Consider the following 23,015-nt stretch of genomic DNA (forward strand, 5'->3'; position numbering starts at 1 on the left):
GGCAACCCCTCTAACTTACCCGAACCCCCAGCCCGGCGCAAAACCACCGACCCAGAAGATCGAAAAGCACAAGGAGCCGCCGACAACCAGCCCGCACACACAAGACAACCACCGAAGTGATCGAAGAGGAGTGCGCCGAACCGCGCCGACACCACAAGATTACCAGGGTCCGGCACCACCATGACCCGGTTGGAGAACAACGCCCCCATGGCGCGGGCTATTCCCGCAGGTCGTGACCGGGTGTGTCCCTCTCATCCCGCATGTGGCAAAACGTGCGAGCGAGCGGGGACAACCAGATCCGGCTCTCAGGCATCTACTTAGCGCCGCGGCGATCAGCCGGCATGGCACGGACGATCGGGGAGGCATGAGGTGAGGGACGAACGCCGTGGGTGGCCGTCGTCCCCGCGCTCCGCGACGGCTCCACGTGGCCGCCGCCTTCCCACGCAACCGAACGTCAAGCCGCTCGCAATCGCCCCGCGCTACGAAGACGATGCGGAAGTCCCCGTACGGCGCCAACCCGGCCGCCCGGACTTCCGTCGCTGGAGGTGGCCATCATCATGCGGTCGGAGTTCGACGACATCCGTGCCCACATCACCGCCGAGCCGCCGCGCCCGGGCGAGTTGCTCGAGCTCGCGCACTCCCTGCTGGACGACCTGGAGCAGTTGCGAACGCGCGAGGCGATCCTGCGCTCGCACTATCTCGCCCTGCTGACCGCCGCTCGCGCCACCGTGGCCGCGGACGCCGCCGGACAGCCGGCGCCGCTCACCTTCCTCCAGCACGAGCTGGCCGAGCACGGGCAGCTTCCCGACGGTGAGCAGGCGCAGCGGATCCTGTCGGACGCCGTGGCCGCGCAGGCCATGCTCGCCCATCTGGACGAGCCCGCGCCCCGGCGGTCCCGCACCGCCCGCGGCCCCCGCTGCGGCGGAGTCAGCCGCAGCCTGCGGGGCTGAGCGGCTCAGCCGCCGGGGGTGAGCTCGTGCACGAAGACGACGTTGGGGTAGGCCGGGTTGTCGGTCAACCCCTGGACGTTGCCGAGGTAGGCCCGCTGGTAGTTCAACACCCATGGCACCGCCACCACGGCCTCCTCCTCGATGAGGCTCCGCTGGAGGTCGGCGTACGCCCTCTCGGCGGCGGAACGGTCGTTCGTCACCAGTGACGGCAAACGGTCGATCTTGGCGTCGACGTCCCGGCTCTTCAGGTAGGTGAGGTTGAAGGACACCGGCTCGGCGCTGTGGAAGACGTTGAGGAACCACGAGTAGGCGTCGGCGTAGTCGGGGTACCAGTACATGACGAAGATGTCCTGACGCTTGGCCGGGTCCGCGGCCTTGCCCTGGTCCCACTGGTCGTTCCACTGCATCGCCTTGGTGTCGAGCTGGACGTTGAGCTCGGCGAGCGCGCTCTTGAGCCTGCGCACCAGCAGTTCCTCGTCGTCGTCTCCCTGTGCGTAGGTCAGCGTGAGGCGCAGCGGGTTGCCGCCCGGGCCGTACCCCGCCTCCTTGAGCAGCGCGGTGGCTCCGGTCAGGTCCTGCTTCTGTGTGAGGCCGGGCGTGTGCCCGAGCAGATTCTCGGGCACGAGTCCGGAGGCGGGCGCCGCCGCCCCCTTGAGTCCGGTGATCAGGCCGTCGTAGTCGACGGCCTTCTGCACCGCCTTGCGCAACCGCACGTCGGCCAGGGGACCGGATGCGGTGTTGAACAGCACGAGCAGGTTCTGGAACGAGGGCACCTGCAGGGTGCGGACGCCCGCGGTCGCACGGGCCCGGCGGAACAGCTCGGGATTCAGCCGCTGCACATAGCTCGCCTCGCCGCGCAGCAGCAGCCGGTAGGCCCGGTCGGGGTTGGGGACGACGCGGAACTCGATGTTCCGGTAGTGCGGGCCCTCCCAGCCTCCCCAGTAGCGGTCGAAGGCGCGCAGCACCAGCTCCTTCTCGCGCCCCTTCTTCCAGCTCGCCACGGTGTACGGCCCGGAGCCGGCGTCCCGGCCGGCCTGGAACCACTTCTTGAGGTCGCCTGACCCGGCCGCCTGCGTGTCGTAGATGTACGCCGCGTAGTCGGCGGAGGCGATCAGGTCGAGCGGGGCGGCGTACTTGAGGCGGAACTCCACGGTCAGCGGGTCCTTGACCGTGATCTGCTGGACGGGGTCCCAGATGTAGGCCGCGCCGGCGCCCATCCGCTTGGTGCGCTCGACGGACGCCTTGACCGCGGCGGCGTCCAGTGGCCGTCCGGTGTGGAAGACGACGCCGGACCGCAGGGTGAACGTCCAGACCTTGCCGTCCGACGAGGCCTGCCAGCGCTCTGCGAGGCGCGGCGCGGCCCGCCGCGTCCTGGGGTTGTACATCGTCAGCGAGTCGTAGATGTTCTCCATCGCGACGACCTCGTTGGAGTAGGAGCTCGCGGGGTCCCAGTCGGTGACGATGTCGAGATGGTGCAGGTAGACGAAGGTGGAGTCCTTCGCCGACGGCAGGTTCGCGGCCGAGATCTCCCGGACCTCACCACCGCCGCAGCCCGCCAGGGCCAGCACGGCCATCACTCCCAGCACGAGGAAACGGCGCATGCGTGCGGGTCCTTTCCGTGTCTACCATGATCGACGCTACTGCAAGATCACGATTGGACACGATATTTCCCGCTAACCGATCACAGGGCCTTCATTCGGCCCACCCCGCTGCTAGTCTCTATCCCTGTCGCAAAGAGGTTTTATGTGAGGCTTGTCCCTCACTGGGCGAGGTGCCATGAGTCCGCGCAGGCGTGACCGGCCGATCAGGTCCCGGCTCATCGGCCTGCTGCTCGTACCGCTCTTCTCGCTGGTCGCCCTGTGGGCGGTCACCGCCGGCGTCACCATCGGCGAGAGCCTGAGCCTGCGTACGTACAACACGCTGTGGTCCACGCTGCGACGGCCCGCCGACTCGCTGATCGTCGACCTGCAGGCCGAGCGTCTGACCACGGCCCGATACCTCGGTTCGCATCGGACAGCCGACCGCGACGCCATGGTCCTGCAGCGCCAACGGACCGACAAGACCAGGGAGAAGGTCCGCACGCTGGCCCTGTCCGACGCCTCACGCTCGGCCACCACTCCCGCCATGCGCACGCAGGTCGACGAGATGCTGGCGGGGCTCAGCCGGGTCGACGAGATCCGGGCGGAGATCGACGAGGGGCTCTCGGAGCGGTTGTACGCGATCGAGACCTACAACCTGGTCAGCGACTCGATCTACCGGATGCACTACAGCCTGGCCCTGATCGACGACATCCCGATCTACCAGCAGTCGCGCGTGGTGATCTCGCTCGGATACGCCAAGGAGCTGCTGACCCGGGAGCAGGCGCTGGAGGCGGCGGCCGGCGCGTCCGGAGGCTTCACCGACGAGGAACGCAAGCTGTTCACCCAGCTCGTGGGCAACCGCCGGTTCCTCATCGACCAGGCGCTGCCCGAGCTGGACGCCGGTCTGCGGCAGCTCCACGTCAACCTGATCACCACTCCGCTCTACCAGCGGCTGCGGCTGCAGGAAGAGCAGATCATCCAGGCGCCCAAGCTCTCGCCGCGTACGCAGCGGGTGTGGCAGTCGACCTCGGACGACCTGGCCGAGTCGTTCCAGAAGGCGCAGACCGAGGCGGCGGCCCTGCTCGCCGAGCGCGCCGCGCCGATCGCCGACTCGATCCTGCGGCGGGCCGTGCTGGCCGGAGGTTTCGGTCTCCTCGCGGTCGTCGCCTCGATCCTGATCTCGCTGCGGGTCGGCGGACGCCTCGCCCGCGAGCTGGCCGACCTGCGGCAGGCCGCGCTCGACCTCGCGAACAAGCGGCTGCCGGGCGTGCTGGCCAAGCTCAAGCGGGGCGACGACGTCGACGTGGCCACCGAGGCGCCCCCGCTCCAGACCGCGGGCGGGACCGCCGAGATCCAGGACGTGGGACGGGCCTTCTCGACCGTCCAGGAGACCGCGGTTGAGGCGGCCATCGGGCAGGCCCGCCTGCAGCGAGGTGTCAGCCAGGTCTTCCTCAACCTGGCGCGGCGCAGCCAGACGCTGCTGCACCGGCAGCGGACCCAGCTGCACGGCATGCAGCGCCACACGACCGACCCGGACATGCTGGAGGAGCTGTTCCGGCTCGACCACCTGACGACCCGCATGCGCCGCCACGCCGAGGGCCTGATCATCCTGTCCGGCAACGCACCCGGCCGCGCCTGGCGCAAGCCCGTCCCGATGTACGACGTCGTACGCGGGGCCGCGGCCGAGGTGGAGGACTACGCCCGGGTGAACGTGCTGCCGATGGAGGACCACGGGCTCGACGGCGCCGCGGTGGCCGACGTCATCCACCTCATCGCCGAACTGATCGAGAACGCCACGATCTTCTCGCCGCCGCACACCTCCGTGTCGGTGCGCGGCGAACTCGTTGGCACGGGCTTCGCGGTCGAGATCGAGGACCGCGGGCTCGGCATGACCAAGGAGCGGCTCGCCGAGCTGAACGAACGTCTGGCCAACCCGCCGGAGTTCGACATCGCGGACACCGACCGCATGGGGCTGTTCGTCGTCGCGCGCCTGGCCGCGCGGCGGGACATCCGCGTGACCCTGCGGCCCTCGCCCTACGGAGGAACGACCGCCATCGTGCTGATCCCATCCGTGCTCATGGTTGGCCCCAAGGATCCCGATCTCGCCCGTCTCGCCGCAGGAGAGGTCACCCCGGAGGACATCATCCTCGCCTCGCTGAAACGGGGGTCGGAGGAGAACGAGAACACCGGCGAGGAGGACCGAAAGTGACGGATCGCATGCAGGACCAGTGGCTGGACGAGGAGGCCGGGCCGATCGTCCCGGCCTACGCCCTGACCCGCGGACGCGTGCGGCCCTCCAGCCAGGAGATCGACCTCGTCGCCATCGTCACCGCGACCGGTGGTCCCACGCCGGTGAGCCTCGGTCCCGAGCAGTGGATGATCCTCAGCCTGTGCGCCCGCCCGGCGTCGCTGGCGGACATCGCCGCGGCGATCGACCTGCCGCTCGGCGTCGTACGGGTGCTGGTGGGCGACCTCCACGAGCAGGGTCTCGTGCAGGTGCGCCCACCCGCCAACGTCGCGCGCTTCCCCACCCCCGGCATCCTGACCGAGGTGATCAGCGGCCTGCGCGCGCTGTGACCTTCTCGGTCAGAGCGCGTGCGGGTAGTGCCGTGCGGCGTGCTCGGGGGTGATGTATCCCTCCCGCAGGTCGGCGCGCACGGCCTCGGCGTCGCGCTCCCCGGGCGGGCCGTACCCGCCTCCCGAGCCGGTGCGCAGGTGCACGACCGCGCCCTTGGGCAGGAAGATCCGCGTCTTCAGCGAGAAGTCCTCGGCGCGCCCGTCGGGATACTCCACAGTGAGCCGGTTGGGCCGGCCGGGCAGCCCGCCCTCCAGGCCCCAGGGCGCCAGCGCGGTCCTGGCCAGGCCCGCGGTGAGGTACTGGTCCTCCAGGATGCGGAACGACAGGTCGAGCCCCAGGCCGCCGCGGTGGCGGCCGGGTCCGCCGGAGTCCTCCGCCAGAGCGAGCCGCTCGATCCGCCAGGGGTTGCGCGCCTCCCACACCTCGGCGGGGGTGAAGCGGGTGGCCGACTCCGAGATGTACATGAGCGCGCTCGCGCCGTCGGCCGACGGTGAGGCACCCTGGCCGACCGGATGGGGCGCGCCGTCCGCCCACGGCTCGCCGGTCGCCTCGCGGTTGCCCCACCAGACCAGGGCGTTGATGTCCCCGCCGCTGGCGGCAGGCACCGATTCCGGCACGGCCTCGGCCAGCGCCTTGATGATCAGCTCGATGGCGTGGTCGGAAGGGATGCCGTACATGAAGCAGGGCGCGGGCCGTACGGGATGGAACAGTGAGCCGAGCCGGGTGACCAGTTCCAGCGGGCGGAAGTGGCCCTCGTTGGGCTGCTCGCCGGCCCCCGCGAGGAAGGACACCGCGATCCGGACGGCCGCCACGGTGGACGGCAGCGGGCAGTTGACCGGCCCGCCGACCTGGTCGGGGCAGTCGGTCAGGTCGACGGTCACCGACGAGCCGTCCACGCCGACCCGGACGCCGAACGGGATCGGCGTGCCGTTCACCCCGTCGGAGTCGATGACGCTGGACGCCTCGTAGACCCCGTCGGGCAGGCGCTCGAACCAGCCGCGCACCAGCGCCTCGCCGTGGGCGTACATGCGGGCGACGCAGCGGCGGAAGGTGTCGAGGCCGTGCCGCCGGACCAGCGCGCCGAGGGCCTCGGCCCCGGTCCGCGCCCCGGCCACCATCGCGTTGATGTCCCCGATGACCATCTCCGGCATCCGGCTGTTGGCCAGGATCATCCGGTAGACGTCGCTGACCAGCCGCCCGGCGTCGTACAGCTTGACGCCGGGGAAGATCGTGCCCTCCTGGTGGACGTCGACCGTGTCCGTGCAGTACGGGTCCTTGCCGCCGATGTCGAGCCAGTGGGCCTTGATCGCCGAGTAGCCGACGAGCACGTCCTCGTGGAAGATCGGCACCACCATCGCCGCGTCCTGGGGATGGGAGCCGGTGCCGTACGGGTCGTTGTAGAGGATCACGTCACCGGGGCTGAGCGCGGCGGGACCGCCGACGCCCTCGACGGCCTCCTTCACGCAGAAGCCGAGCGTGCCCATGAACGCCGGCAGCGTCGGGGCCTGCGCCAGCATGCACATGTCGGCGTCGTAGAAGGCGACGGCGAAGTCCAGCGCCTCGTAGATGATCGGCGAGAACGCGGTGCGGATCAGCGACTGCTTCATCTGGTCGGCGGCCGCGTTGAGGCCCTGCCGGATGATCTCGGTGGTGACCGGGTCGGCGCCGTCGCCCAGCCCCGGGTGCACCTCGGCGTATCGGGTGCGGACGATGGTCATGCCCGGTCCTTCCGTGTGATCAGGAGACAGCCGCTCTCGTGCGCCTCCGCCGCGAAGCCGGCGTCCACGTAGGTGGTCGCGGTCGGCTCCACCACCAGCAGCGGGCCCTCGGCCACGCCGTCCAGGTCCTCCCGCCGTACGACCGGGGCCTCGGTCCAGGCGGCCCGGCGGAACGACCACAGCCGCGTCGTCCCGCTCCCGCCCTCGCCGGACGGCGGGGCCGGCACCATCGGGCGGTCCGCGTCGAGGACCACCCTGGCGGTCGCCCGTACGGTGACGATCTCCAGCGGGTCGGGCAGGGTGTGGCCGAAGGCCCGGTGGTAGGCCTCGGAGAACCGGGCGGACACGGCCGCCACGTCGTCCTCCCCGAACCGCACCGGGATCGTCAGCGTGTGCTCCTGCCCCCGGTGGCGCAGGTCGAGGTCCACCTCGCGGACGGCTCCCGCCTGCGCGAGCCGTTCGAACAGTCCCTCCGCCACCCGCTCGACCGCCGGCAGCGCCGCGTCGTCCAGGGGACGCACCATCGTGCGGGCGGCCGACCGCACGATGTCGGCCTGCACCAGGCCGACGGCGGAGAAGTTGCCCGCGTTGGGCGGCACGACCACGGTGTCCACGTCGAGCTCGTCGGCGAGCAGGCAGCCGAACACCGGCCCGGCGCCGCCGAAGGCGACGACGGCCACGCCGCGCGGGTCCACGCCCCGCTCCACCGTCACGCCGCGCACGGCCTGGGCCATGTGCGCGGCGGCGATCCTGACGACGCCCACCGCGACCGCGTCCACGCCGTCGATGCCGGTCGGGCCCGCCAGCGGCGCCAGCACGCGGGCCGCCGCGTCCTCGGACAGCTCGATGCCGCCGGAGATGTGCCCGCGGGGGATCATGCCGAGGTGCAGGGCGGCGTCGGTCACCGTGGGCTCGGTCCCGCCGCGCTGGTAGCAGGCGGGCCCCGGGTCGGCGCCCGCGCTGCGCGGGCCGACGCGCAGGAGTCCGCCCGCGTCGGCGTACGCCACGGAGCCGCCGCCCGCGCCCACCGACCGCACGTCCACCCAGGGACTCTGCAGCGGCAGGCCGACGACCTCGCCCTGGTAGAGCAGCGGGAGCCGTCCGTCCTCGATGAGCGCGGTGTCGAAGCTGGTGCCGCCCACATCGGCGACCACGGCCGTGCCGAGACCGAGGGAGGGGCCGAGCGAGGCGGCAAGGCGGGCGGTGGCGGCGGCCCCGGCCACCGGGCCGGACAGGATCGTCTCGAACGGCCTGGCCGCGGCCTCGGCCAGCGTCAGCGCGCCGCCGCCGGACCGGGTCACGAGCAGCTCGCCCGCGAAACCCCTCGCCCGCAGCTCGCGATCGAGGTTGTGCAGGTAGGGGCCCATGCGGTGGCGGACGAAGGCGTCCACGACCGTGGTGCAGGTGCGCTCGTACTCCCGGTACTCCCCCGAGACCTCGTGCGACAGCGAGACCGGCCCGGCGAAACCGGCCTGCCTGAGCAGCTCGGCCGCCCGCGTTTCGTGCGCGGGGTTGGCGTAGGAGTTGACCAGCACGATCGCGACGGCGTCCACGCCCTCGGCGGCGAACACCTCGGCGGCCCGCCGCACGTCCTCCGGCTCCAGGTCGCATGCGACCGAGCCGTCGGCGGCCACCCGTTCGGTCACCTCCAGGCGCAGCCGCCGGGGCACGAGCGGCGGCGGCGGGGTCCAGAACAGGTCGTAGGGGTCGTCGCGGTCGCCCCTGCGGATCTCCAGCACGTCGCGGAAGCCGGCCGTGGTGATCAGGCCGACGGTCGCGCCCCGTCTCTCTAGCAGGGCGTTGAGGCCCACGGTGGTGCCGTGCACGAAGTGGCGGCAGCGGGCGAGCAGGTCCGGTGGCACGGCCGCGTCGACCGCGGCGAGGACCCCGCGTTCCGGCGCGGACGGCGTGGTGGGCTGTTTTGCGACCCTGATCTCGCCGGTCGCGGCGTCGTGCAGGACGAGGTCGGTGAAGGTGCCGCCGACGTCCACTCCGATGACCGTTGTCATGCCTCGCAACGTAGATCGGGAGGCGCGCCGCGTCGATGTGCCCTCACGACGACGAGATCGGCGTTGTTGTCCCCGGGAGACAGTCGTGGTCGAGCACCACGTGGCAGGCGAGCTGGAGCGCGAAGCGGGTCTGCGGGTCGGACAGGTCGGCGTCGAGCGCCTCGGCGATGCGCCTGATCCGGTGGGCCACCGCGTTGGGATGCAGGCTGAGCAGCTCGGCCGCCCTCGTCCGGGAGCCCCAGCTGTCCAGGTAGGCCTTCAGCGTCGGCACCGCGTGGCCGCTGAGCGCGCCGAGGCGCTCCAGCGGGGCGAGCATGTCCCGGGCGGCCACCAGCGCGCTCTCGCTGCCGCTCAACTCCGCGAGAAGCGCGTGGACCCCGAGCCGGTCGAACCGCACGATTTCTCCGGCGGCGGCGCGGGCGGCGGCGGCCCGCGCCTGCGACGCCGTACGGCGCAGCCCGTCCGGCCCCGACTGGCAGGTGCCGACCCCGGCTCCCACCACCGAGGGCCACTGTGCCCGCGGCGGGTACGGCAGGCAGGCGCCGGGAGTCGTCCGCTCGTCGGCGGTGAGGAGCACGAGCACGCCGTCCTGCCACCGGGTCACCAGCGGCGGCGCGGACAGGTCGGCCGTCCCGCCAGGTCCCGTGTCGCCAGCTCCCGTGTCGCCGAAGCCCCTGTCGCCGAAGCCCCTGTCCAGTCCCCGTGCGCCGGGCAGCGCCGCGGCGGTCCTGCGCGCGTCGCGGAGCACCGGATCGGCCGTCCCGGGGGTCGAGTCGCCGCCGGGGTCGCGCAGGAAGACCGCGACGTGCCAGCCGTCCACAGGCACGCCCTCGTGCCGGGCGCGGCGGGCGGCGGTCCGCGTGTCCTTGGCGCCGAGCAGGGCCAGCAGCGCGCGCTCGCGGGCCGCCTCCGCCTCCCGCGCGGCCGCCCGCACCCGGCCGAGCGTGGTGGCGACGACCTGGGCGACGATCGCCGCCGCCGGGTCCTCGCCCTCCCAGCACACGTAGCCGTCCGGACGGCCGCCGACCCGGATCACGGTCGCGTTGGCCGCCGGGTCGGCGAGGTCGGCGACCACGTACGCGACCCCGACGGAGGCGGACGCCGCGCGCAGGATGTCGTCCTCGCCCGCGCCCTCCATCGCGCCGAGACCGTCGATGGCCTCGCGCGTACGGCGCAGCAGCAGCCCGGGATCGGCGCGCACCGCCGCGCTGAGGCCGAGCACGGTGTCCGACAGCGAGTGGTCCGAGGCGCCGGCGAGCAGCGCGACCCCCTCCCGCCTGGCCAGCTCCACCATCTCCGGCGTGGTGCCCGAGGGGCCGGGCAGCACGATCCCGGCGAGGCCGCCGCGCCCGGCCAGGCGCAGCGCGTCCAGCACGTCGCACGACCGCATGGCGTGGCGGGACAGGATCGCCAGCGCGCCGGGGGCCGCCGAGCCCAGTTCGCGCATCTCGTCGACGAGGACGACGCTGCCGACCTCCCGGGCGTCCCAGGGCCCGGCGACGAGCGTCAGCCTGCGGCCCGCGGGCGTCCTGAGCAGGTCACTGACGCGGCGCATCGGGGGTCTCACCTCCGTCGTGGGGGACGCCTTGGGGGACGCGCGGAGCCGAGGAGGCCGGGGTGTTCAGCACCTCCTCCGCGCGATGACATGCCACCTTACGCCCCTCGACCTCACGCGGCTCGGGCGTCTCCTGCCGGCAGCGGTCCGCCGCGAGGGGGCAGCGCAACCGGAACGGGCACCCGGACTCCGCCGGGGCCGCCTCGGTCCGCCCGGCCGCGCGCGGCGGGTCGCCGCCCATTCGCGGGACCGCGTCGCGCAGCGCCCGGGTGTACGGGTGGGCAGGCCGGGTGAGCAGTTCCGCGGTCGGGCCCGACTCGACGACCCGCCCGGCGAACAGCACCGACGACGTACGGCACAGGCGTCCCACCACGCCCAGGTTGTGCGTGATGAGCAGGTAGCCGAGCCCGTGCTCCGCGGCCAGCCTCTCCAGCAGGTCGAGGATCCTGGCCTGCACGGTCACGTCGAGCGCGCTCGTGGGCTCGTCGAGCACCAGCAGCCGCGGCTCCACGGCCAGGGCGCGGGCGATGGCCACCCTCTGCCGCTGGCCCCCGGACATCTCGTGCGGCCTGCGGGCGGCGAGCGCGGGGTCGAGCCCCACGTCGGCGAGGAGCGCGGCGACCCGGTCCCGCCGCTCGGCCCCGGACATGCGGTGGTGGGTGGTCAGGGCCTCGGTGATCGACGCCCCGGCCGTCATGCGGGGGTCGAGCGCCTCGCTGCCGTCCTGGAAGACCGGCTGCACGGCCCGGCGGAACTCCGCCCGGCCCGCCCTGCCGAGCCCGGCCAGGTCGTGCGAGCCGTACCGGACGACGCCGGAGCGCGGGCGCATGAGGCCGAGCAGGGCGCGGGCGAGCGTGGTCTTGCCCGAGCCGCTCTCCCCGATCAGGCCCACCCCGCCCTCATCCACGGCGAGGCTCACGTCGTGGACCACCGTCGTCGCGCCGTACGCGAGGGTGACTCCCTCGGCGGCGAGCAGAGTCATGACCCCTCCGCGAGTTCTGGCAGTGCGGGCCCAGCGTCAGGTAGTGCGGGCACCGCGTCAGGTAGTGCAGGCACTGCGGCGATCAGCTCCTGGGTGTAGGGGTCGCGCGGCCGGGCGAACACCTCGGCGGCGGACCCGCTCTCCACCACGGCGCCGTCACGCATCACCACGACCCGGTCGGCGATCGTGGAGACCAGCGCGAGGTCGTGGGAGACCAGCAGCACGGCGAGGCCGCGCTCGTCACGCAGCCGGCGCAGCACCGCGACCACCTCGGCCTGCACGGTCACGTCGAGCGCGCTGGTCGGCTCGTCGGCCAGCACGACCTGCGCGCCGAGCGCCAGGGCCAGCGCGATGGCGAACCGCTGGGCCTGGCCGCCGGACACCTGGTGGGGGTAGCGGCGCAGGATCTCCGGGTCGAGCAGCACCGCGCGGACGCCCTCCTCGGCCCGCTCCCGCGCGTCCGCGCCCTTGACGCCGTGCCGGGCGAGCGCGCGGCGCATGAGCGTGCCCAGGCGCATGGTCGGGTTGAGCGCGGCCTGCGGGCTCTGCATGACGAGGGCGGCCCGCGAGCCGCGGATCTCCCGCAGCCGGGCCGGGCTCGCCGTGAGCACGTCCACGTCGCCGACGGTGATCCGGCCGGAGACGTCCGCGCCGTGGACGAGGCCGAGCGTGCTGAGCAGGGTGGTCGTCTTGCCCGACCCGCTCTCGCCGACGATCGCCACGCACTCCCCGGCGGCCACGTCGAGTTCGGGGACCGACGCGATCACCCGGTCGCCGATCCTTACGACGAGGTCCTTCACGCTGATCAAACTCATCGCGACAGCCTCGCCCTCAGTCCTTCGCCGAGCACGTTGAACGCGAACGCGGTGACCAGGATGGCGAGGCCGGGGAAGGTCACCACCCACCAGTCGGTGGTGAACAGCGACTGGCCCTGCTGGACCATCAGGCCCCACTCCGAGGTCGGCTCGTGGGCCCCCAGGCCCAGGTACGACAGCGCGGCGGCGGTGAGGATGACCCCGCCGCCGTCCAGCGACAGCTGGACCAGCACCGGCGTGAGCGAGTTCGGCAGCACGTGCCGCAGCACGATGAGCGGGGCGGGCACCCCCAGGCAGCGCGCGGAGTCGACGAACCCCCGGGTGGCCACGGACGCGGCGACCGACGCGGTAAGCCGGGCGTACCACGGCCACCAGGTGACCGCGATCGCCACGATCACGGTGGTCACGCTCGGCTGGAGCACCACGGCGAGCGCCAGCGACAGCAGCAGCGCGGGGAAGGCGAGGAAGATGTCGGTCACCCGCATGATCACGTCGCGGGCCCAGCCGCCGGCGTACCCGGCGACCACTCCCAGGACGACGCCGGCCACGCCGCTGACGGCCAGCACCGCGACGGCGATCAGCAGCGAGGTGCGGGCGCCGAACAGGACCCGGCTGAGCACGTCGCGGCCGACCTGGTCGGTGCCGAACCAGTGGGCGCCGCTCGGCGGCAGCAGCGCCTCCAGGGGATGGGTGGCCGAGCCGCCGTCCTCCGGGTAGGGGGCGATCCACGGCGCGAGCAGCGCCGCGAGCACGACGATCCCCAGCAGCACGGCTCCCGCCACCGCGAGGCGGTCCACCCCGGCCAGGCGCCGCAGCGGCGTACGGCGGAGCGGCAGGACGGGGGCCGTCACCGGGCCCTCACCCTCGGGTCGACCACGCCCTGGAGGAGGTCCACGGCGAGGTTGGCGACGACGTACAGCACGGCGACCAGCAGCGTCACCCCGGCGATGGCGGGGGTGTCGAGCGAGCGGATCGAGTCGGCGGCGTACCGTCCGAGGCCCGGCCAGTTGAACACGGCCTCCACGAGGAAGCCGTTCACGATCGAGTACGCGAAGACGAGCGCGATCAGCGACAGCACCGGGTTCAGCGCGGGCCGCAGGGCGAACCGGGTGAGCACCGCGGTCTCCCCGAAGCCGAGCGCGCGCTCAAGCCGGGCGTGGTCGCGTGACGACTCCTCGATGAGGGCGGCCCTGGTCATCTGGGCCACGACCCCGGCCGGGTACGCCGCGATCACCAGGGCGGGCAGCACCAGGTGCGACAGCGTGCTCGTGAGGATCGGCCAGTTGCCGGTGATCAGCGCGTCCACGGCCGTGATGTTGGTGTAGAGGTGCAGGGGGCTGGTCCGGTCGAGCGAGGCGTCGTACTCCCCGGCGACGGGGAACCAGCCGAGCCCGCTGGCGAAGACCGTCTGCAGGGCCAGCGCCAGCCAGAACACCGGCACCGACACGGCCAGCATCGACGACAGCCGCACCGACAGGTCGGGCAGGCGGCCCTTGTAGCGGGCGGCGGCGATCCCCAGCGGGATGCCCGCGACCAGGGCGATGATCAGCGCCGCGCCCACGAGTTCCAGGGATGCGGGGAACGCCTGGAAGAGGTCGTCGCGCACGGGCTGCCGGGTGTGCAGGCTGGTCCCCCAGTCGCCGCCCAGCAGGTCGCGCACGTAGTTCCACAACTGCACCGGCAGCGGGTCGTCCAGGCCGAACTGCCGCCGGGCCTCGGCGAGCTCGGCCGCCGTCGCCTTCGGCCCGGCGTACGCCACGGCCGGGTCGCCGGGCACCAGGCGCATGACGGCGAACGTGAGGACGATCACGCCGGCCACGACCAGGACGGCCTGGCCGAGCCGGCGGATCAGATACCTCGGCATGATCAGGCGCCGGGCTTCAGGTCGTAGACGAACACGACGTTGGGGTAGGCCGGGTTGTCCACGTACCCCTGGACCGACTTGGCGAAGGCCCGCTGGTAGTTCTGCACGTACGGCACGGCCACCGCCGCCTGCTCGTTTATGATCTTGTTTTGGAGGTCGGCGTACGCCTTCTCCGCGGCGGCCTTGTCGGTCGCGGTGAGCGCGGGCAGCTCGTCGATCTCCTTGTCGATCGCCGCGTCCTTCAGGTAGGAGAGGTTGAACTGCACGTCCTTCTCACCGTGGAAGACGTTGACGAACCACGAGTAGGCGTCGGCGTAGTCGGGGAACCAGTACATGACGAAGATGTCCTGGCGCTTGGACGGGTCCTTCGCCTTGCCCTGGTCCCACTGCGTGGTCCACTGCAGCGGCTTGGCCGACAGCTTCACGTTGAGCTTGTCGAGCGCCGAGGAGAGCAGCGTGACCAGCAGCTCCTGGTCGCTGTCGCCCTGCGCGTAGGTCAGCGTGAGTTCGAGCTGCCTGCCGCCGGGGCCGTACCCGGCCTCCTTGAGCAGCGCCTCGGCGCCCGCGAGGTCCTGCTTGGGCGTCATGCCGGGGATGTTGCCGAGCAGGCCCTCGGGGACCAGGCCGCCGGCGGCCACGCCCGCGCCCTTCAGCGCCGCCACGAGGCCGTCGTAGTCGATCGCCTTCTGCAGGGCCTGGCGCAGCTTCACGTCCTTGAGCGGGCCGTCGGCCGTGTTGAACAGCACGAGCAGGTTCTGGAACGACGGCGTCTGCGAGGTCTGCACCGTGTCCGTGCTCCCCGCCTGGGCGAACAGCTGCGAGTTGAGCCGCTGCACGAACGACACCTCGCCGCGCTGCAGCAGCTGCCAGGCCGTGGTCAGCTCGGGCGTGACCCGGTAGGCGATCTTCTTGTAGTGCTGGCCGTCCCAGCCGCCCCAGTAGCCGTCGAACGCCTTGAGCGTGAGCTCGGTCTCCTTGCCCTTCTGCCAGTTCTCGATCGTGTACGGCCCGGAGCCCGCGTCGTGGCCCTCGCCGAACCACTTCTTCAGGTCACCGGAGGCGGCCGTGGTGTCGTAGACGTACGACGCGTAGCCGGCCGAGGCGACCAGGTCGAGCGGGGCGGCGTACTTGAGGGTGAACTCCAGCGTGGTGGCGTCCTTGGCCTCGATCTTGTCGACCGCGCCCCAGATGTAGGCGGCGCCCTGCCCCTCCTTCATCGTGCGCTCGATCGCGGCCTTGGCCGCGGCGGCGTCCACCGGCTTGCCGGTGTGGAACTTCGCGCCCTCGCGCAGGGTGAACGTCCACTTCTTGCCGTCGGGCGAGGAGGTCCACGAGGAGGCCAGCCGCGGCTCGGCCTTCTTCGTCTGCGGGTTGTAGCGGGTCAGCGACTCGTAGATGTTCTGCATCGCGACGATCTCGTTGGAATACGAGCTCGCGGGGTCCCAGTCGGTGACGACGTCCAGGTTGGGGACGTACACGAACGTGCTGTCTGCCGTGCCTCCGGCCGAGCCCGCCGAGGAGCCGGGCTGCGGGGTGGAGTCGGCGGCGCCGCGAACCTGCCCGCCCGCGCAGGCCGCGGCGGTGACGGTCACGGCGGCCACGGCTCCCGCGGCGAGAAGACGCTTGTGCCAGCGCATGTGAGGGGGTTCCTTTCCTATCCGGCCTGCCGGGCGAGGGGGCCGGCGGCCTTGACGTGCAGGCGCACCGCGGGCTCAGAAAGGTAGCTGAGAGGGATCTCGCTGAGCTCGACGATCTGAACGGTCGCGGGGTCGGCCCCGGCGGCGACGGCCCGCGCGGCCGCCTCCTCCTTGGCGTTGTCGATCAATCTAGCCCTGGAGCTCCCGCCTCCAGAAGCGGGCACGATCGTTTCGATCCTGCCGCTGGCGAGGGCGATGGCCGCGCCCACGGCGTTGGCCACCTCCGCGTGCGCGGGGCGGATGACCTCACGGGCCCCGGGCACCTGGTCTGCCAGCAGGAACGCGCCGCCGCCGACCGCGACGAGCGGCCGGTCGGCCCTGCCGAGCGCGACCCGGTCCACCGCGTCCGCGACGGCCTCGTCGGCCGCCCGTACGGCCCCGGCCAGGCGCTCGTGCCACTCCTCGGGGACGGGACGGGTGCCGACCGTCCCCCGCCCGGCCGCCACCGCGGCGTCGGTCATGGTGGGGGTGGTGCCGCCGAAGACCAGCGCCTCCGTGCCGATCCGGTAGCCCACCGAGCGCGGCTCCGCCCCGACGATCGTGCCGCCGCCGAGCGCGATGGACAGGATGTCGGGCATCCGGAAGTTGGTGGCGACCCCGCCGATCTCGACCGCCGCGGCCGACTCCCGGGGGAAGCCGCCCACGAGCACGCCGAGGTCGGTCGAGGTGCCGCCGACGTCGGCCACGATCGCGTCCGTCACCCCCGACAGGTACGCCGCGCCGCGCAGCGAGTTGGCCGGCCCCGAGCCGATGGTCAGCACCGGGTAGCGGGCCGCGTAGTCGACGGCCATCAGCGTGCCGTCGTTCTGCGCGAAGTACGTCTCGACCTCCAGGCCCCTCGCCTCCAGGGCCTCGCGCAGCGCGGCGGTGACGTCGCGGGCCACGCCGTACAGGGCGGCGTTGAGCACGGTCGCGTTCTCGCGCTCCAGCAGGCCGAGCGAGCCGATCTCGTGGCTGAGGCTCACCGGCACGTCACCGATCTCGGCGCGGATGATCTCGGCGATCCGGTTCTCCTGGTCGGCGCTCGCCGGGCTGAAAACTCCGGTGACGGCGATCGCGTCGGCGGGCGTGGTCGCCACGAACTTCCTGACCGCGTCCACGTCGAGAGGCGCGATCTCTCGCCCGTCGACGAAGTGACCGCCCCGCACGATCGCCGTTCCCGCCGCGACCGTGTCGCGCAGGTCGTCCGGCCACTCGCTCAGCGGCGGCACGGACGTGGTCGCCGGGGCGCCGAGGCGCAGCACGGCGACCCGGCCGAGCGCGCGCCGCTCCAGGATGGCGTTGGTCGCGTGGGTGGTGCCGAGCATCACCCGCTTCACGCGTTTTTCCAGGTGAGGCTCGGGCAGCTCGGCGAGGACCGCGTCGAGCGCCGCGCGCAGACCCTCGGTCACGTCGGCGCTGGTGGGCCGCTTGGCGGCGGCGAGGACCCGGTCGTCGTCGTCCAGCACCACCGCGTCGGTGTTGGTGCCGCCCACGTCGATGCCGACCCGCAGGGTGATACTCATGCCACCTCCTCGCCTCGCGGCTCGGAGTCGCATGAGCACGACACACTGTGGTTACTGATTCGCTCGCTTCGCTCGCTCATGCGATCTTCTCCACCGGCAGGTAGTCCAGGTCGTAGCCGAACGCCCGCGGGCCCGCCGTCTCCAGGCCCTTCGGCGTACGCCACAGGGGGTCGCAGGGCCAGGCGAGCACGGTCACCCGCTGGCCGTACCGCAGCCCCTCGGTCTGGATCGCCGTCGCCGTCTGGCTGTCGACCACCGTGATCAGGTCGGGCACCATGGCCCTGACCCGGCCGTCCTCGACGGCGACGAGGTTCTCGTTCTGGATCTCCAGGGTCAGCGTCCTGCCCCGGTCGTCGCCGGTGCCCTCGACCGTCGCCGTGCCCCGGGCGAACCCGCCGGTGGTCCTGCGCTCCAGGTCGGCCAGCTTGCCGGTGATCAGCCGTACCGCGCCGAGTTCGGCGGTCAGGGCGGCCAGCGGGTCGGCGGCGCCCTCGGTCGCCCGGCCGACCGCGATCGCCCGGGTCACCGTGCCCTCGATCACCGCGCCCGCGCACTCCCGCGCGGTCAGCACGTAGTCGGCCATCAGGGCGCTCGACCCCGCCGCCACGCAGACGGCGCGCGCGATCTGCTCCGACCACAGGCCGTCGACCGGCCGGATCGTCACGACGTTGCCGACGACGTCGGACATGACCACGAGGTTGGCCGGGATCCCCGCGACGTACATCGAGACCATCTGGACCTCGGGGAAGGCCCGGCCCATCGCGTCGGCGTCGAGCAGCGGCAGCCCGAGTCTGGCCGCCCAGGCCACCGGGGCCACGCCGTTGCCGCCGCCGATCTCCGAGGACATGACCGCGGCGGGCGGGCGGCCGAAGATCCGTTCGATCTCCTCGGCGATCCTGACCGGCTCGTCCTCGCCGTGGACCATCTCGTTGCTGACGGTCGGGGCGCCGATCCCGGACAGCGGCAGCACGAGGGCGTCGCCGGGCAACTCGTCCAGGGTGACCAACGGCACGTCGCCGTGCTCGCGTATCGCGCGCCGGGCGGCGATGGCGCCGGGGCGCACGTCGCCGCCGCCGCCGGTGCCGAGCACGGCGCAGCCGCGGGCCAGGGCGGCGACGTCCTCCAATGTGATGCGGGCCTGCATGCGGGGAGCCTTCACCACCGGACGGTCCCGCCTCAATGTCACTGTGCGACACATATCGGGTGATAGTTGTCGCCCCGCGACAAGGCCGGAAAGGCGGAGATCAGCGCAGCGGGTCGAACTCCCGCAGGGCGGCGGGCTGCTTGCCGGTGGTGATCTGCTCGGCGAGGAGCCGTCCGGTGGCCGGACCGTGGGCCAGGCCCCACATGCCGTGCCCGCCGGCCACGTAGACCCCCGGGGTGCCGGTCGCGCCGATCAGGGGTCGGCCGTCCGGCGTGACCGGCCGGGGGCCGACCCAGACGTCGGTGCGTTCCTCCCAGCGCACGCCGCGCAGCAGAGGACGAGCCGAGTCGATGATCGCCCGCAGCCGGGCCTCGACGGCCGGAGCGTCGGGGTCGCGGAACTCCATCGTGCCCGCGACGCGCAGCCCGCCCTGGTAGGGCGTGCACGCCACCCGCACGTCCGGCAGGTAGATCGGGCCGGGGACGGGGTGGTCCACCGGCACAGTGAACGAGTAGCCGCGGCCGGCCCGCACGGGGACGCGTACGCCCCAGCGGGAGGCCAGCCGGGACAGCCAGGCGCCGGTGGCCAGCACCACCGCGTCGGCGGACAGGACGGCGCCGTCCCGGGCCACCACGACGGCCTTCCTGGCGTCGGTGCGAACGTCGGCGACCTCGTGCTTCTCGACCGTGGCGCCCCGGGCGACGACGGCCTCGCCCAGCGCGTGGACGAAGCGGCCGGGGTCGATGTAGCGCTGCCCGTCGATCCGCACGCCCGCGGTCAGGGCCTCCGAGGCGAGCGGCACGGCCTCGGACAGTCGCCGTGCGTCCAGCGCGGTGTGGTCGACCGGCTGCCCGGCCTCGGCCATCCTGCGCAGCTCGTGGAGGAGGCCGGCGGCCTGGCGCGGCGTGCGGAACCCGGCGGTGATCGGCGCGTCCTCGATCGGTGCGGTCACCCCGTTGGCGGCGAGCACCTCGTACGCCTCGATGCACTCGTCGTTGAGCGGCAGGTTGGCGCGCACGGCCCGGGTCCACGACGACCACCGGCAGTTGGCGGCGAAGCGGGTCAGGAACGCCCACAGTCCCGGGTCGACGGTCGCCGGGATGTGCAGCGGCGCGGCGGGATTCACCAGCGAGCGCAGGCCGTAACGCAACACGGAGGGCTCGTTCAGCGGAATGGCCAGGCCCGGCGCGATCCAGCCCGCGTTGCCCCAGGACGCGCCGGCCGCCACGCCCCGGCGGTCGACCACGGTGACCTCCACACCGCGTTCCTGCAGGAACCACGCGGTGGACAGGCCCACGATCCCCGCGCCCACCACGATGACCGACCTCGGCCAGTCGTCAACGCGCTCGGACATGCCCTACCTCCACACCAGGCGACTGCTTGCCCGGCCAGCATCACCCGTACGGGGCCGCGCACCGTTGTAGCGGCCGTACAATCACCCGCCCGCTGTTGTGGGTTTCGGACAACCGCCTACTCGTCCTCGGCCGCCAGAGTGATGACCATGGCGAGGCGCTTGCGCGGGTCGTCCAGGTGCAGCGCGGTCACCTCGCTCATCCTGCGCAGGCGGTTGCGGACCGTGTTGGCGTGCACGCCGAGCCGTTCCGCGGCGACCGCGAGATCGCCCTGGGCCTCCAGCCACGCCCGCAACGTCGCCACGTAGTGGGTGTCGTGCAGGGCGTCGTGCCGCCGCAGCGCGCTCACCGGCCCGCGCGCGGGGACGCGGCCCGCCCGCGCCGCGGCGCGCAACCGGTGCAGCAGGATGTCGTCCCAGGACTCGTCGTACGCGGGCGGCCCGGCGGGGGACCTGGTAGGGGACCCGGAGTGGGAGGCGTCCCTCTCGTGCAGCGCCAGGCACTCCTCCGCCTCCCGGCGGCTCGCCGGCAGCTCCGCCGCCTGGGCCGCCGCGCCGATCCCGGCCGCGACGCGCACCCGCGGCGGCAGCCCCGCCCCCAGCGAGGCCACCCATTCCCGTGCCGCCACCGCCCCCGCGTCCGGCAGGATCGTGTAGAGCGTGTCGCCGAGCAGCGTGCTTCTCCCCGGCCTGGACCAGCCGAATCCGGTGGTGGCCCGCTCGAAGGCCAGCAGGAGCATGGCGTGCGGCTCCTCGGAGGTGTGCGTGCGCACCGCGACGACCCGCATCTCCCGCGCGGCCAGCCCCAGCCGGCTGACCACGGTCGCGGCGTCGGCGGTGCCCTCCAGCAGCCGGACGACCAGGTCGGACTCCACCTGCCGTTCCAGGTCGGCGCTCGCCCGGGAGCGGAGCAGGTGCAAGGCCACGGTCCGCGCGCCGTTCGCCAGCGCGGTGTGCCGCGTCCCGGTCAGGGGGCTGCCGCACGTCACCCACACGGACCCGAGCAGCTCGCGGCCGGCGCGCACCGCCACCGCCATCCGCCCGGTCATGCCGTGCCGCGGGTCCGGCTCGACGAAGATCGGCTCGTCCGTCGCCGCCAGGCGGGCGAACACGCCCCGCGCCCGGAAGACCTCGCGCAGCCGCTCGGGAACCTGCCGCACCAGGATCGTCTCCAGCCGGGCCGGGTCGCCCGCCTGCTGGGAGCGGGAGTACGCGAGCACCCGCGAGAGCGGGTCCTCGATGGTCACGGCGCCTCCGACGGCGTCGGCCAGGCTGTCCGCCAGCGCGAACAGGTCGGTGGGCCCCCGCCCCGACTCGGTCTCCCGCCCTTCCAGCACCAGTCCGTAGACCACGCCGACGAGGTGGCTCCACGAGACGGCGGGGTCGACCAGCATCACGGACACGTCGTTGCTCTCGCCGGCCACGGCCGCCTCGCGCGCGTTCTCGGCTCCCGCCCGCACCAGGACCACCGTGGCCTGCGCCGCGACCGCCCACCGCACCGCCTCGGTCACCGACCCGGCCCCCACGGCCATGAGCACGTCGCCGTTGACCCGGCCGTCGGTGGCGTCCGGTATCGCCACGCTGCGCAGCCGCGCCGCGCGCCTCTCGGGCCGCCCGCACAGCCGCACGCCGTACGCGCCCAGCACGTTGACCAGGCGATCCAACGTGATCATGCGCTACTCCTGTCCGAGGCCGACGGCTGTTGCCCGTACCGGACCGGACTCGTGGAAGACCGAAGGCCCGGTCTCCGTTTCCGGAGGCCGGGCCTTCGACTCTTGGTAGCGGGGACAGGATTTGAACCTGCGACCTCTGGGTTATGAGCCCAGCGAGCTACCGAACTGCTCCACCCCGCGTCGTTGTGTTTGAAGCTTACCGGGCGCCGGAGACAAGTGCCAAATCGTTTCCGCCCGCCGGGCCGGCCTCAGCCGAACCGCCAGATCATGCCGTTGGTGAACGGCATCTCCTCGGCTTCGGTGTGGTCCTCGCCGACGGCCCACACGGTCGCCGCACCGGGGCGCCGGGCGAGCGCTCGCACCGATCGGCCGCCAAGCGGGCCGCGGGCGATCGGGTACGTCCGCCACTTCCCGCCGGTGAAGCGGCCCAGGTCGCGGGAGACGGTCGCCCACAGGCCGCCCATGCCGTCGGACACGATGCCGGAGCCCATGGAGAAGCGTTCGGGCATGACCCTGACCAGCCACCGGGCGCCGTCCCACCTCATGAGCACCGGCCGGGTGCACATCGTCTCCTCTTCCCCGCAGACCCAGTACATCGAGCCGAGCACCCACACCTCTCCCTGCTCGCCCACCGCCAGGTCGAGCACCAGCGTCTCCCCCTGTCGGTCCCCGTACAGGCGGGGAATCCGCGGGCGTGGGACCGGGCTCCAGCGTCGACCGTTCCAGCGGGCGAGCGTGACGCGCCCGTCCTCGTCTCCGGCGATCCACATCTGGCCGGACACACCCGCCTCAAGGGCGCGTACGCCGAAGGGCGACCGCCGGGATCGCCAGCGCTCGCCGTCCCAGTGGTGGAGCCTGTCGTAGCCGGCCGCCCAGGCGTCGTCACGGCCGAGCACGGCCGCCCCCGCGACGTACGCGCTCTCCAGCACCGACGGCGTCCACGACGCGCCGTCCCAGCGGGCCGCGCAACCGGCGGGGTCGCTGCCCCTCACAGTGGCGGGGCAGAAACCGAGCACCCACAGGACACCGTCGCGGGAGGCGGCGATCTGTTGCGGTTCGACCACCTGGTCGAGCTCGGGCAGCTCGCGCCAGCGCAGGCCGTCCCACCGCAGGGCGTACGTCCGGTGGCGGCGCGGCCCGCAGGGATTCCCCCGCGCGGGGAGTTCGCGCTGCCCGACGGCGTAGACCGTCCCGTCGGGCAGCGCGGCCACACCACGGAAGTCGTCGCCGTACGGGTAGGTGTTGTAGTGCACCACGCGCACGCCCTTGCCGGACGTGAGCGGCGGCGCGGTGGGGGGCAATGTGGCGTTCGAGTCGCGGAGGTGGCAGCGGGGCCCCGCAGAGGTCGCCGCCCGCGACGCCGGCGAGGGAGCCGCGGAGCGGGTCGCGAACGAGCACCCGACCGGCAGTGCCGCCAGTGCCACGGCCGCCAGAGCCGCCCACGTCGCTTTCCGGCGCATGCCGGGCATTCTGGCATCGCGACCGCACTGTCACCACGCATCCGTGAGCACCGGTATCACGCGGGCGGAACGTCGAAGGCCCGGTCTCCGTTTCCGGAGGCCGGGCCTTCGACTCTTGGTAGCGGGGACAGGAT

The 23,015-nt window shown here is 72.9% G+C and carries 17 protein-coding genes and 1 tRNA gene; 3 read left to right on the forward strand and 15 right to left on the reverse strand.

The window, feature by feature from the left end:
• The first annotated feature begins 557 nt into the window (after positions 1-557).
• Positions 558-950, forward strand: coding sequence for a hypothetical protein (locus tag ABZ857_RS42840; protein WP_357056314.1), 393 nt, complete (start codon positions 558-560; stop codon positions 948-950).
• Positions 951-955: 5 nt separating this feature from the next.
• Here the strand turns inward: ABZ857_RS42840 and ABZ857_RS42845 are convergent, their stop codons facing one another.
• Positions 956-2,551: an ABC transporter substrate-binding protein gene (locus ABZ857_RS42845; protein ID WP_357056317.1), complete on the reverse strand. Its 1,596-nt coding sequence runs from the start codon at positions 2,549-2,551 to the stop codon at positions 956-958.
• 175 nt (positions 2,552-2,726) lie between these two features.
• Here ABZ857_RS42845 and ABZ857_RS42850 point away from each other — a divergent pair, with 175 nt between their 5' ends.
• Both ABZ857_RS42850 and ABZ857_RS42855 read left to right on the forward strand, forming a co-directional pair.
• Positions 2,727-4,739 carry a nitrate- and nitrite sensing domain-containing protein gene (locus ABZ857_RS42850; protein ID WP_357056320.1) on the forward strand — a complete coding sequence of 671 codons (2,013 nt, stop codon included), beginning with the start codon at positions 2,727-2,729 and terminating at the stop codon, positions 4,737-4,739.
• Entirely contained in the window at positions 4,736-5,107 is a 372-nt protein-coding gene (locus ABZ857_RS42855) for a DUF742 domain-containing protein (protein ID WP_357056323.1), read from the forward strand. The genes ABZ857_RS42850 and ABZ857_RS42855 overlap by 4 nt, the downstream gene beginning before the upstream one ends.
• 9 nt (positions 5,108-5,116) lie before the next feature.
• On the opposite strand, the gene ABZ857_RS42860 is transcribed toward ABZ857_RS42855, so the two are convergent.
• The 14 genes from ABZ857_RS42860 to ABZ857_RS42925 all read right to left on the reverse strand — a co-directional run bounded on the left by ABZ857_RS42860 (position 5,117) and on the right by ABZ857_RS42925 (position 22,881).
• Positions 5,117-6,826 (reverse strand): hydantoinase B/oxoprolinase family protein, encoded by a 1,710-nt coding sequence (locus ABZ857_RS42860; protein ID WP_357056326.1) that lies wholly within the window; start codon positions 6,824-6,826, stop codon positions 5,117-5,119.
• Positions 6,823-8,835, reverse strand: coding sequence for a hydantoinase/oxoprolinase family protein (locus ABZ857_RS42865; protein ID WP_357056329.1), 2,013 nt, complete (start codon positions 8,833-8,835; stop codon positions 6,823-6,825). Before ABZ857_RS42865 ends, ABZ857_RS42860 begins: the two co-directional genes overlap by 4 nt.
• Positions 8,836-8,878: 43 nt before the next feature.
• Positions 8,879-10,390: a helix-turn-helix domain-containing protein gene (locus ABZ857_RS42870; RefSeq protein ID WP_357056332.1), complete on the reverse strand. Its 1,512-nt coding sequence runs from the start codon at positions 10,388-10,390 to the stop codon at positions 8,879-8,881.
• Positions 10,374-11,372 carry an ABC transporter ATP-binding protein gene (locus tag ABZ857_RS42875; RefSeq protein WP_357056335.1) on the reverse strand — a complete coding sequence of 333 codons (999 nt, stop codon included), beginning with the start codon at positions 11,370-11,372 and terminating at the stop codon, positions 10,374-10,376. The genes ABZ857_RS42870 and ABZ857_RS42875 overlap by 17 nt, the downstream gene beginning before the upstream one ends.
• Entirely contained in the window at positions 11,369-12,187 is an 819-nt protein-coding gene (locus tag ABZ857_RS42880) for an ABC transporter ATP-binding protein (RefSeq protein WP_357056338.1), read from the reverse strand. Before ABZ857_RS42880 ends, ABZ857_RS42875 begins: the two co-directional genes overlap by 4 nt.
• Positions 12,184-13,038, reverse strand: a complete 855-nt coding sequence (locus ABZ857_RS42885) for an ABC transporter permease (RefSeq protein WP_357056341.1) — start codon at positions 13,036-13,038, stop codon at positions 12,184-12,186. Before ABZ857_RS42885 ends, ABZ857_RS42880 begins: the two co-directional genes overlap by 4 nt.
• Positions 13,035-14,051 (reverse strand): ABC transporter permease, encoded by a 1,017-nt coding sequence (locus ABZ857_RS42890; RefSeq protein WP_357056344.1) that lies wholly within the window; start codon positions 14,049-14,051, stop codon positions 13,035-13,037. Before ABZ857_RS42890 ends, ABZ857_RS42885 begins: the two co-directional genes overlap by 4 nt.
• A gap of 2 nt (positions 14,052-14,053) precedes the next feature.
• Positions 14,054-15,688 carry an ABC transporter substrate-binding protein gene (locus tag ABZ857_RS42895; RefSeq protein WP_357056347.1) on the reverse strand — a complete coding sequence of 545 codons (1,635 nt, stop codon included), beginning with the start codon at positions 15,686-15,688 and terminating at the stop codon, positions 14,054-14,056.
• A 17-nt stretch (positions 15,689-15,705) separates the two neighbouring features.
• Entirely contained in the window at positions 15,706-17,253 is a 1,548-nt protein-coding gene (locus ABZ857_RS42900; RefSeq protein ID WP_357056350.1) for a hydantoinase/oxoprolinase family protein, read from the reverse strand.
• Positions 17,254-17,329: 76 nt separating this feature from the next.
• Entirely contained in the window at positions 17,330-18,412 is a 1,083-nt protein-coding gene (locus ABZ857_RS42905) for a DUF917 domain-containing protein (protein ID WP_357056353.1), read from the reverse strand.
• 85 nt (positions 18,413-18,497) lie between these two features.
• Positions 18,498-19,751, reverse strand: a complete 1,254-nt coding sequence (locus ABZ857_RS42910; RefSeq protein WP_357056356.1) for an FAD-dependent oxidoreductase — start codon at positions 19,749-19,751, stop codon at positions 18,498-18,500.
• Between the two features lie 116 nt (positions 19,752-19,867).
• Positions 19,868-21,421, reverse strand: a complete 1,554-nt coding sequence (locus tag ABZ857_RS42915; RefSeq protein WP_357056359.1) for a helix-turn-helix domain-containing protein — start codon at positions 21,419-21,421, stop codon at positions 19,868-19,870.
• 103 nt (positions 21,422-21,524) lie between these two features.
• Positions 21,525-21,601 (reverse strand) — tRNA-Met (locus ABZ857_RS42920).
• A gap of 68 nt (positions 21,602-21,669) precedes the next feature.
• Positions 21,670-22,881, reverse strand: coding sequence for a hypothetical protein (locus ABZ857_RS42925; protein WP_357056362.1), 1,212 nt, complete (start codon positions 22,879-22,881; stop codon positions 21,670-21,672).
• Between the last annotated feature and the right edge of the window lie 134 nt (positions 22,882-23,015).

It is taken from the genome of Microbispora sp. NPDC046933, from assembly GCF_040644635.1.
Lineage (GTDB): Bacteria > Actinomycetota > Actinomycetes > Streptosporangiales > Streptosporangiaceae > Microbispora.